10 protein-coding genes and 1 pseudogene are annotated in these 10,332 nt (G+C 73.6%); 3 read left to right on the forward strand and 8 right to left on the reverse strand.

Annotation, left to right across the window (positions count from 1 at the left end):
• Positions 1–529, reverse strand: a 529-nt coding sequence (locus SSBG_RS18845; protein WP_037870110.1) for an MFS transporter, incomplete at its 3' end; no start/stop codon positions are given.
• A gap of 168 nt (positions 530–697) precedes the next feature.
• On the opposite strand from SSBG_RS18845, the gene SSBG_RS18850 reads away from it, so the two are divergent.
• On the forward strand, positions 698–1,705 hold the full coding sequence (locus SSBG_RS18850) for a LysR family transcriptional regulator (protein WP_008747664.1): 1,008 nt from the start codon (positions 698–700) through the stop codon (positions 1,703–1,705).
• A gap of 126 nt (positions 1,706–1,831) precedes the next feature.
• Positions 1,832–3,163: an NADP-specific glutamate dehydrogenase gene (gdhA, locus tag SSBG_RS18855; protein ID WP_008747665.1), complete on the forward strand. Its 1,332-nt coding sequence runs from the start codon at positions 1,832–1,834 to the stop codon at positions 3,161–3,163.
• A gap of 455 nt (positions 3,164–3,618) precedes the next feature.
• Here the strand turns inward: gdhA and SSBG_RS32775 are convergent, their stop codons facing one another.
• The 4 genes and pseudogenes from SSBG_RS32775 to SSBG_RS18880 all read right to left on the reverse strand — a co-directional run bounded on the left by SSBG_RS32775 (position 3,619) and on the right by SSBG_RS18880 (position 7,096).
• Positions 3,619–4,401 carry an ATP-binding protein gene (locus tag SSBG_RS32775; protein ID WP_106429361.1) on the reverse strand — a complete coding sequence of 261 codons (783 nt, stop codon included), beginning with the start codon at positions 4,399–4,401 and terminating at the stop codon, positions 3,619–3,621.
• Between the two features lie 63 nt (positions 4,402–4,464).
• The gene (locus SSBG_RS18870; RefSeq protein WP_037870111.1) at positions 4,465–5,685 is read right to left on the reverse strand and encodes a helix-turn-helix domain-containing protein; all 1,221 of its coding nucleotides are present in this window, start codon (positions 5,683–5,685) and stop codon (positions 4,465–4,467) included.
• Positions 5,686–5,874: 189 nt separating this feature from the next.
• Positions 5,875–6,354 carry a hypothetical protein gene (locus tag SSBG_RS18875; RefSeq protein ID WP_008747669.1) on the reverse strand — a complete coding sequence of 160 codons (480 nt, stop codon included), beginning with the start codon at positions 6,352–6,354 and terminating at the stop codon, positions 5,875–5,877.
• A pseudogene (locus tag SSBG_RS18880) lies at positions 6,351–7,096 on the reverse strand (alpha/beta hydrolase family protein). Before SSBG_RS18880 ends, SSBG_RS18875 begins: the two are co-directional and overlap by 4 nt.
• Before the next feature lie 121 nt (positions 7,097–7,217).
• Between SSBG_RS18880 and SSBG_RS18885 the strand changes: the two are divergent.
• On the forward strand, positions 7,218–8,387 hold the full coding sequence (locus tag SSBG_RS18885; protein ID WP_008747672.1) for an adenosine deaminase: 1,170 nt from the start codon (positions 7,218–7,220) through the stop codon (positions 8,385–8,387).
• Positions 8,388–8,516: 129 nt separating this feature from the next.
• Here the strand turns inward: SSBG_RS18885 and SSBG_RS18890 are convergent, their stop codons facing one another.
• The 3 genes from SSBG_RS18890 to SSBG_RS18900 all read right to left on the reverse strand — a co-directional run.
• Entirely contained in the window at positions 8,517–8,738 is a 222-nt protein-coding gene (locus SSBG_RS18890) for a PspC domain-containing protein (protein ID WP_037870115.1), read from the reverse strand.
• 114 nt (positions 8,739–8,852) lie between these two features.
• The gene (locus SSBG_RS18895) at positions 8,853–9,446 is read right to left on the reverse strand and encodes a VanZ family protein (RefSeq protein WP_008747674.1); all 594 of its coding nucleotides are present in this window, start codon (positions 9,444–9,446) and stop codon (positions 8,853–8,855) included.
• 190 nt (positions 9,447–9,636) lie between these two features.
• A partial coding sequence (locus SSBG_RS18900) for a hypothetical protein (RefSeq protein WP_420790317.1) occupies positions 9,637–10,332 on the reverse strand: 696 nt, incomplete at its 5' end.

Below are 10,332 nucleotides of genomic sequence, written 5' to 3' on the forward strand. Positions count from 1 at the left end.
CGCTGTTGCCCGCGACGAAGAGCCCGATCGCCGCGACGAGCGCCCTGGGCCGCACCTCCTCGGCGAGGTAGGCCATCGCGGACGCGGGAAGCGCGGCGAGCGCGGCGCCCTGGACGGCGCGCAGCGCGACGAGGCTGCCGAGGGTGGGCGCGAAGGGGGCGAGGAGGGCGAGCGGGACGGCGACGCAGAGCGCGGCCGTCATCATCGTGCGCCGCCCGAAGCGCTCCGAGAGGGCGCTGAGCGGGACGACGGCGAGCGCGAGGGCGCCGGTCGCGGCCGATACGGTCCAGCTCGTGTCGCTCGCGCTCGCGTGGAAGTCCGCGGAGAGCAGGGGCAGGAGGGCCTGTGTGGCGTAGAGGAGCGCGAAGGTCGCGACGCCCGCGAGGAAGAGCGCGAGCGACATGCGGCGGAAGCCGGGACCGCCGGGGTGCAGACGGCGATCGTCGGGGGCGGGGGACACGGGGCGGGGGACGGGGCGGAGGGCGTCCGGGCGGGTGGCCTCGGGCGCCTCGGTAATGACGGCAGGCATGGCCCGAACGTACGAAGCCGCGCGCTCATGCGTCCAATGCATGGAAAAGCGGCAAACGATCCGTGGCAGCATGACGGCAGGCAGGAGGCGGTACGGGGCGGCACGGCCCGCCCGGGAACTCCGCCCCGGCCCCCGCCGAGTCCGCGCCGCACCCCACCGAGGCCCCCCATGACCAGTCCGCCCCCACCGCCCCCTTCCCGTCCCGCTCTCCCCTCCCCCTCGCTCCCCGAGCGGTCCGCCCGCCCCGTCGCCGCGCTCGATCCCGAGTCGTGGGCCGCCGTGCTCGCGCCGCGCCTCGCGCACTTCGCCGGAGTGGCCCGCAGCGAGCACGTGACGCGGGCGGCGCACGAGATGCGGATGCCGCAGTCCACGCTGTCGCGTTCGCTCGCGCGCCTCGAAGAGGACCTGGGCGTCGCGTTGTTCGCGCGGCGCGGCAGGACGCTCGCGCTCACGCCCGCCGGGCGGACCTTCCTCACCGGTGTGGAACGCGCGCTGGGCGAGGTGGAGCGCGCGGCGGAGGAGGTACGGGCCGACGCGGACCCGGCCGCGGGCAAGGTCGCCTTCGGCTTCCTGCACACGCTCGGCCCCGAGACCGTCCCCGGCCTGCTCCGTGCCTTCCGCGCCGACCACCCGGGCGTCCGCTTCTCGCTCGTGCAGAACTACGGCGAGGCGATGCTCGAACGCCTGCGCGCGGGCGAGCTGGACCTGTGCCTGACCTCGCCCGTCCCGCAGGAGCCGGGCCTCGTCGCCCGCCGGGTGGACGAGCAGCGGCTCCACCTCGTCGTCCCCGAGGACCACCCGCTCGCCGCGCGCCGCCGGGTCCGCCTCGCCGAGGCGGCCGGGGAGACCTTCGTGACGCTCGAACCGGGCTACGGGCTGCGCCGCATCACGGACGACCTGTGCGCGCGGGCGGGCTTCCGGCCCCGTATCGCCTTCGAGGGGGAGGAGGCCGAGACGCTGCGCGGGCTCGTCGCCGCCGGACTCGGCGTGGCGCTGCTGCCGCCACCGGCCGTGCCCCGCCCGGGAGTCGTCCAGCTCGGTATCACGGCGCCCCGTGCCGTGCGCGAGATCGGCCTCGCCTGGCGCGAGGGCGCCCCGGACACGGCGCCGGTCGCGGCCTTCAAACGGTTCCTCCTGGGCAGGCGGGGGAGGCTGCTGCCGAGGGGGGAGGGGTAGGGCGGACGTGCTGTTGGGACAATACGAATGTCGCCACGGACGTCCTCAACGGCGAGGGGGACCGTCGGCGCCCCCGGGACGGGGCGCCTCCACACACGCGACACCGAGCCAGGGAAGGCAGCCCGTATGACTCTCGTCGAGCCGCTGTACGCCGAGATCCTCCGCCGCAACCGGGGCGAACACGAATTCCACCAGGCCGTGCGGGAGGTCCTGGAAACCCTCGACCCCGTACTCGAACGGCGGCCCGAGCTGGTCGACGCGCGCGTCATCGAGCGGCTGTGCGAGCCGGAGCGGCAGCTCATCTTCCGGGTGCCGTGGATGGACGACTCCGGCGACGTGCACGTCAACCGGGGCTTCCGCGTCGAGTTCAGCAGCGTGCTCGGCCCGTACAAGGGCGGACTGCGTTTCCACCCCTCGGTGAACCTCGGCATCGTCAAGTTCCTCGGCTTCGAGCAGATCTTCAAGAACGCGCTCACCGGAATGCCCATCGGCGGCGGCAAGGGCGGCTCCGACTTCGACCCGAAGGGCCGCTCGGACGCAGAGATCATGCGGTTCTGCCAGTCGTTCATGACCGAACTGCACCGCCACATCGGCGAGTACACCGACGTCCCCGCCGGCGACATCGGCGTCGGCGGCCGGGAGATCGGCTACCTCTTCGGCCAGTACCGGCGCATCACCAACCGCCACGAGTCCGGCGTGCTCACCGGCAAGGGCGTCACGTGGGGCGGCTCGCAGGCGCGTACCGAGGCGACCGGCTACGGCTGCGTGCTCTTCACCGCCGAGATGCTGCGCAGCCGGGGCGAGTCGCTCGACGGGCAGACCCTCGCGGTCTCCGGCTCGGGCAACGTCGCGATCTACGCGATCGAGAAGGCCCAGCAGCTCGGCGCGACCGTCGTGACCTGCTCCGACTCCGACGGCTACGTCGTGGACGAGAAGGGCATCGATCTCGCGTTGCTCAAGGAGATCAAGGAGGTGCGGCGCGGCCGGATCTCGGAGTACGCGGAGCGGCGCGGCGCGACGTTCGTCCCCGGTACGGGGGTGTGGAACGTCCCCTGCGACGTGGCGCTGCCCTGCGCGACGCAGAACGAGCTGACCGAGGAGGACGCGCGGGCCCTCGTCCGGGGCGGCGTCAAGGCGGTCGCCGAGGGCGCCAACATGCCGACGACGCCCGAGGCCGTCCGCGTCTTCCAGGAAGCGGGCGTCGCCTTCGCGCCCGGCAAGGCGGCCAACGCGGGCGGCGTGGCCACGAGCGCCCTGGAGATGCAGCAGAACGCCTCCCGCGACTCCTGGACCTTCGCCCACACGGAGGACCGCCTCGCCCAGATCATGCGCAACATCCACGACTCCTGCCACACGACGGCGGAGCGGTACGGCGCCCCCGGAAACTACGTGGTCGGCGCGAACATCGCGGGCTTCGAACTGGTCGCGGACGCGATGCTGGCCCAGGGCCTGATCTGACACCCGCCTCCGCGCCGGACGACCTGAGGAGCGTCCGGCGTGGGGACGGCGGCCCCAGCAGCTGGGCGGGGTTGGGGGACGTCCGGCGTGGGGGCGGCGGCCTTAGCAGCCAGGCGGCGTTGGGGGATGTCCGGCGTGGGGGCGGTGGCCTCAGCAGCCGGGCGGGGTTGGGGGGTGTGCGGCGTGGGGACGGCGGCCCCAGCAGTCGGGCGACCCGAGGGGCATCCGGCGCGGAGCGGCAGCACGGCGGCCCGAGGGGCGCCCACCGGGGGACCGGGACGGCCGACGCGGAGAGCCTCGGCAGGTGCCCCGCGCCTACGCGGAGGGATGATGCGGGTGCCGCTTGACGAGCACGCGGCAATCGGTGGCACGGGAGTGGTCCCCCACGGCCTCGGCGGCCCGCTCCGCACGCCTCAACTCGGCGCAACGCGGGCACTCTTCACGGTGAGGGGCGCTCACGCCCGTACCTCCGCCCAGACCCGCTTGCCCTCGGGCTCCGGATCCGTCCCCCAGGCCGACGCGAAGGCGTCGACAAGGGTGAGTCCGCGCCCCTTCAACGCCTCGGGGCACGGCGTGCGAGGGAGAGGGCGGGCGTGGGAGCAGTCCGAGACGGTGATGCGCACGCCTTCGACATCGAGCTTCTTCACGGCGAGGCGGATCACGCCGCCCTCCGCGTGCTTGACCGCGTTGCCGACCAGCTCGGAGATGATGAGGGCGGCGGGCTCGGTGAGGTGGGCTAGGTCCCAGTAGGTGAGCACTTCGCGGATCAACATGCGGGCGGTGGCCGCCGATTCGGCGGTACGAGGAAGTTCGGCGCTCACAGGCGGAGCAGCCTCGGCGACCATGCGAGTGAGCGCCTGACAGAGGTCTTTCGCCTCTTTCCACAAGAGAACCATGAGGGAGTCCGTACTGTGGCCGTCCTCGTGGTGGACGCCGACCGCCAGGCCCACCTGCCGCGCCCTGCGGTCGAGGACCGGCTCCGCGCTTCTCAGGGTCACGTGCGTGACGGGGACTGCTACGGGCCGCAGCGTCGCCCCGGTCCCGGGAGCCCGCCAGTCGCCGCCCCCGCCGGGCTCCCGCAGGTGGTACGAGGACGCGGTATCGCCGGGGATGTCGACCACGACGCCGATGCGGCCGTCCTTGGCCAGGTCGAGAGCCAGGTCCCCGAGGCGGGGGCGGAAGGGGGAGCCGACCGGGGGTGCGAGGGATTGCCAATTTTGGGGCTGATGCCCCGTCATGTCTGCCACGACGGCAGTGTCGACGACCGTGCGTACGTGAATATGAACAGGGCGAATACGGGCTTATCCGTCCAGGTGGAAGCGGTTGGACATGCTGCGCAGGCGTTCGCGTGTGGCCGCGCGTTCGGCGTGGACGATGGTGCGGAGGGTCGCGCGGGCGAGGGGGTGGTTGCGGATGAGCTGGGGGGCGAGACGCTCGGCCGTCTCCAGTTCGCGCAGTGCGTTGTCGCGGTGGCCGTCCCACATCCACGCGCGGGCGAGGTCCATGTGGTGGTGGCCCCTGCGGGAATGCGGGAGAGCTTCGACGAGGGCCGGTGGAGTGCGGCGGTTTATGGTCAATGCCCTTGTGTGATCGCCCATTTCCATGGCGACGCTGATCGCGTGGAGGTGCACGTTGCCCGGCGAGAAGGTGAGCGAGTGGCGGTCGTGGACGGGACGGGTGCTCAGGCGTGCCGCGGCGTCCTTGGCGTGCGCGACGCGTTCCTCTGCCTCGGTCCTGCTCCCGGCCCTGGCGGCGGAAACGGCGGCCCGCAGTTGCAGGGAGCCCCATACGCGTACCGCCAACTGCTCTCCACTCTCGTACTGTTGCTGTACCCGGGCCAGTGCCCGGTCCGAGAGTGCCAGCGCGTCGTGCCAGTCGGCCGTGGCCCACATGTCCCACACGCGCATCCAGTCCGTCACGGCGGGGAGTACGGGGTCCCCGGAGCGGGCCGCCGCCCAGTCCGCACGCTCGCACGTCATCGCGATCAGCTCGGGGTGCCCGAGCGCGTGCGCCGCCGTGTGCGCGAACTTGCAGGCGACCGCGTACACCCCGTACGCCTCCTCGCGTTCCCGGCCGTCACTGATCTCGGCCAACGCCCTTGCCTCCCGCAGGAGATCGGGCAGTACGCGGAGGATCGACGTGTTCGCCGCCGCGTCCCGCAAGCGGTGCAGCCGGGCCGTCTCCTCCCACAGGCGGGCGGCGTCGCGCGGCGTGCCGTCGAAGACCGGGACGAGGTCGTAGCGCCGCAGTTCGCGCAGGATCGACGCGGCAGCAGCCTGCCACTGGTTCTCTGCGGGCGAGGTGTTGTACGGGCGGCCGATCAAGTCGTCGGGATGGACGTGGAGTTCGGCGGCCATCTGGTTGAGCAGGCTCACCCGGTCGAGCTCGATGTGCCCTCGCTCGACCCGTGAGACCCATCCCTGCGTTCTCCCGAGCGCCGCCGCGAGGTCGGCCTGCGGCATCCCGAGTCGCAAGCGCGCCCGCCGCACCCGCCGTCCGATCTCCTGCGCCTCGTCGAGCATCACGCCACGTCCCTTTCGCCGTGCGGTGCGGATCCCAGCCGCGGCGGCATGGCTCGTCGCGAACCGCCGTATTGACGAAGGTACCGGCCCGTCAGGAGCGGGTGGAGCGGAAAGCCCGCAGCGCGGGCGAGGCGCATCGCCCGCCTACGCCCCTTGCGCGGGCGCCGCTCCCGCCCCCCCCCGCTCGCCTCAGCGCTCCGTGTCGAAGAACTCCGCCGCCGTGTCGATGAAGTGGTCGTGGGCCGTGCGGGACCGCTTCTGCGCCGTGTCCAGCTCGTCCGGAGTGCGTGCGTCCACCATGTCGTACGTCGCCGTGATCATCGCGTCGGCCGCCGCTTTCACCCCGGGATCCGGGACGAGGAGGCGTACGAGGGCGTACGGGCGCTTCGTGGCGGCCCTCGTGATGTGTGAAGCCGTGCGCAGCTCGAAGAGTTCGGCGTCGGTCGCCGTGCCGGAGAGCTTGGCCTCCAGGCGCATCCGCAGCGCCTGACGGTGCGCCGAGTCGGCCGCGACGAGGTCCGCCACCGCGTCGAGCGCGTCCTGCCGCGACCGGGCACGGGCCGCCGCGCGCTCCGTGCGGCCCGCCGCCAGGTGCTGGAAGACGCCCGTCACCGTCGCGCCCAGCAGCGTGCCGATCACCGCGAGCGCCGTCGTCACCACCGCTGTCACTCCCGCAGCGTCTCCCCGAACCCCGCCGCCAGCGGCATCCGCAGGCCCAGCGGCGGCGGGGCCGCCAAGGCGTCCTCGACCGTGCGGGCGTAGGGGAGGCCGCACAGGGAGCCGAGGGCGAAGTCGCAGGAGAGGGCCAGGATCTCGGAGCGGTAGCGGCGCAGCGAGTGGCCGTCCGTGTGGGCCTCGAAACGGCACACGTCGCGGTTCGCCTTCTTCGCCCGCTCCGCGAGGCGGAAGGAGATTTCGGGGTCGGTGCGGCGGTCGTCGGTGCCGTGGACGAGGAGGACGTGACGGCCCGCGAGGTGCCTGACCGGCTCGGGCTCCGCCGCCGGGTCGTCGTCCTCCGGGAGTCTGGGGGCGAGCGCGAGCACCGTCGTGACGGCCTCGTGCCCGGCCGCGCGCAGCGCCGCGCGTGCCCCGCTGCGCGCGCCCGCGAGGGCGATACGTCGCCGTGCCGCCGCACGCTCTCGTCCGCCGCCCAGCGCGCCGCCCGCTCCGCCGAGTCCACCGGGTCCCCGCCGCCCGGGACCCGCACGGCGTACGTGGCGAGCCCGGCGCTCGCGCCGCGCCGCGCGAGCGCCCGCGCCAGGCGCCGTACCGTCGCCCCCGTACCGAATCCGTCCCCGGCCCGCCCGGTGCGCGAGGGCAGCACCAGGACGACGGCGTTCACCGCCTCCGGGCCCGCTCCCGTCATCCGCCCCAGGCGGGGTCCGTCCTCGGGCGTCGTTCGCTGTGCCATGGAAGAACCTTGACAGAAACGAGACCGGAGGCTGCCCGTCCGCACGGTCACTGTTGGATATCGGCGCACCTTTCCCGCCCTTCGTCTACGCGCGTAGGCGCGGGGCGGTTAGAGTGCCGCCATGACACGCCCCAGCCCTTCCGCCAGCCCGGGCGCGGCCACCGACCGTGCCGTCAAGGCCGCCCGCGCGCTGCCCACCGCCGACCAGATCCTGCGCGCCCCCAAGGTGCTGCTCCACGACCACCTGGACGGCGGACTGCGGCCCGCGACCGTCGCCGAACTCGCCCGTGAGGCCGGTTATCAGGGGCTCCCCGAGACCGATCCGGAGAAGCTCGGCATCTGGTTCCGCGAGGCCGCCGACTCCGGTTCCCTGGAGCGGTACCTGGAGACCTTCGCGCACACGACCGCCGTCATGCAGTCGCGGGAAGCACTCTTCCGCGTCGCCTCCGAGTGCGCCCAGGACCTCGCCGCCGACGGCGTCGTCTACGCCGAGGTGCGGTACGCGCCCGAACAGCACCTCGAAGGCGGGCTCGGCCTCGAAGAGGTCGTGGAGGCCGTCAACGAGGGTTTCCGCGAGGGCGAACGCCTCGCCGCCGCCGAGGGCCGGCGCGTCAAGGTCGGCGCGCTGCTCACCGCGATGCGGCACGCCGCCCGCTCCCTGGAGATCGCGACCCTCGCCAACGCCTACCGGGACCGGGGCGTCGTCGGCTTCGACATCGCGGGCGCCGAGGCCGGGTTCCCTCCCACCCGCCACCTCGAAGCCTTCGAATACCTCAAGCGCGAGAACAACCACTTCACGATCCACGCGGGCGAGGCGTTCGGGCTGCCCTCGATCTGGGAGGCCCTCCAGTGGTGCGGCGCCGACCGGCTCGGGCACGGCGTCCGCATCATCGACGACATCACCGTGGCCGACGACGGCACCGTCTCGCTCGGCCGGCTCGCCTCCTACGTACGGGACAAGCGCATCCCGCTGGAGCTGTGCCCCACCTCCAACCTCCAGACCGGCGCGGCCAGTTCCTACGCCGAGCACCCCATCGGCCTGCTGAGCCGCCTCAAGTTCCGCTGCACCGTCAACACCGACAACCGCCTCATGTCGGGCACGACGATGAGCCGCGAGTTCGGCCACCTCGTGGACGTCTTCGGCTACACCCTGGACGACCTCCAGTGGTTCACCACCAACGGCATGAAGTCCGCCTTCCTCCCCTTCGACCAGCGCCTCGCCATGATCAACGAGGTCATCAAGCCCCGCTACGCCGAACTCCGCGCGGAATGGCTCTTCCAGGGCGCCTGACGGGCGCCTGACGGAAGCGCCGCCCCGACGCGGGCTCGTTCTCTCTCCGCGCCGAGCGGGGTGCCTCGGCCCGCCGGGGCCGGGGCTTCCTCGTACGCGTCCTCGTCCCCTCCTCGCGGGCTCGGCGGCTCACCACGCCGGGTGGGCCCCGCCGCCCTGCTTCTTCTCGTTCGGGAGGAGGACCCACAGGGCCAGGTAGACGAGGAACTGGGGGCCGGGGAGGAGGCAGGAGACGAGGAACACGACCCGCATCGTGTGCGGGGAGATGCCGAAGCGGTGGGCGAGACCGGCGCAGACTCCGGCGATCATCCGGCCGTGCGCGGGGCGGACCAGGGACGTGCTGTTGCTCATGGCGGGCTCCTCCGTCGGTGGCTGTGCGGAGCCGTCCTCCGGCTCCGGCCGGGGGCGCCTTCCGCGATCCCGACGCCTTCCACGCTACGAGGACGAACCGGGACGAGCATCCCCCTAAGGTGCCGTACCGACCCTGGGAATTCTCGGGGTCGAACCCGGAGAAACCCCTCCGGGACCTCCCTGAGACGGCTCAGGGTTCTCCCCCTCCGGGTGGAGGCGAAGGCGTACGCCGGAAGGAGAGCCGCGCCGGTTCCTCGCCCTGCGGCGGAGAGCCGGTACGACCAGGAGATGAGCCGTCGCCGTCCCCACGAGCGCGAGCAGTACGGAGTCGATGTCCACGGTCTGGCCAGGCACCCCGGTCTGCGCGATCTCCAGGAGCATCGCCAGCACCCCGCCCGCCAGCGTCGAGCGGCACAGCGAGGCGAAGGCCGACACCTCGACCCGGCCCCCGACGAGCGGCAGCAGCACCCCGAGCGGGGCGAGCAGCCCGAGACCGGCGGCCAGCGGCCGTACCGCCCCGGGGAAACCGAGCGCCAGATCGGCGCGCACCGTCGCGAAGGGTGTCGTGTTCGGCGCGCTCACCCACGGCACGTCCAGCGGCCTGAGCGCGTACCAGCCGACGAACAGCAGATGCGCGACGAGAAGAACGACTCCCGCCGCGCGGTAGTGGATGGTCCGCGCCCCGCCGTCTGGCCCTGGCTGCTGCACGCCCCCAAGGACGCGCCCCCCGCGTCACCCGGTTCCGGCCATTCCACCGGCAGCCGTGTGGGCGTCCTCACCCCGGCAAAGCCCCCGCGACGGGAACCGGAGGGGAGGGCGGCGGGAACCGGAGGGAGGGCGGCGGGAGAACCCCGCCCGGGACGCTCTCCCGCCCGGTCCGCCGTGCCCCGGGCCCCCGCTACCCCACCGGCACCGTCGGTACCGGCGTCCTGGCCGGGTTTCCGCGCAGCTCGCGGTCGCACTCGTACGCCCGGACCGGGCTCTCGCCCGGGCCGCCGAGCAGCACCGTGCCCCGTGCCGTCGCCGCCGCGCTCTCGCCCAGGGTGCACACGAGCTGGGCGAGGCCGGGGCCGGTGAGCGCGGCGGGATCGACGGTGAGGCGCAGGGTGTGCGCGGGGTCGCCGGGACGCGGACCGGTCAGGGCCGTGCCGCTCGGCACGGCCGAGGTGAAGTGGGCGAGCCGCTCCGCCTCGGAGGGTTGCAGGAGCAACTGGTCGAGGAGCTGCCGCGCCACCGGTACCGCGCCCGGCGCCGACCGCTCGGCGAGGTACCTGTTCACCACCACGAGCTGCGCCCCGCACACGAGGTAGACCTTCGCGGGTGTCGTGTCCGGCGGCTGCGAGACGCCGTCCTCGTCGAGCACGCACGGCAGCCGCGAGGGGGCCGGTCCCGCGTCCGTCGGCACCTCCGTCGGCCTGATCCCGCAACCGGCGAGCAGCAGCGCGAGCCCGGCGAGGACGCCGCAGGCGCGGCGCACGGGCCGGCCGGGGGTGCGCCGGGGCGCGCCGGGTGTACGCAAGTTGCCCCGCGCGGTCCCCGCGTCGTCAGCGCCCCGCCTGCGGCGACCGCCGTCCTCGCCGCCCGCCCCGCCGTC

Source organism: Streptomyces sp. SPB074 (assembly GCF_000154905.1).
In the GTDB taxonomy this organism is placed as follows: Bacteria; Actinomycetota; Actinomycetes; order Streptomycetales; family Streptomycetaceae; genus Streptomyces.